Below are 207 nucleotides of genomic sequence, written 5' to 3'. Positions count from 1 at the left end.
CCACCAGCGGCACGTCGACGCCGACCTCGCGGATCGCCTTGATGACGCCTTCGGCGACCCAGTCGCAGCGGTTGATGCCGGCGAAGATGTTGACCAGGATGGTCTCGACTTGTCTGTCGCCGAGCACGGCGCGGAAGGATTTCGCCACCCGCTCGGGCGAGGCGCCGCCGCCGATGTCCAAGAAATTGGCCGGCTCGCCGCCGGCGA

Annotated in this window: 1 pseudogene; it reads right to left on the bottom strand. The window is 68.6% G+C overall.

Going from position 1 to position 207, the window contains the following annotated elements:
- Window positions 1-207: pseudogene (sucC, locus tag DH10_RS35850) on the bottom strand (succinate--CoA ligase subunit beta); the annotation flags it as partial.

The sequence above is a fragment of the Mesorhizobium silamurunense genome, assembly GCF_014843825.1.
GTDB lineage: Bacteria > Pseudomonadota > Alphaproteobacteria > Rhizobiales > Rhizobiaceae > Mesorhizobium > Mesorhizobium silamurunense.
The sequence above is the reverse complement of the archived record's forward strand: the minus strand, read 5'-3'. Positions and strand labels throughout refer to the sequence as shown.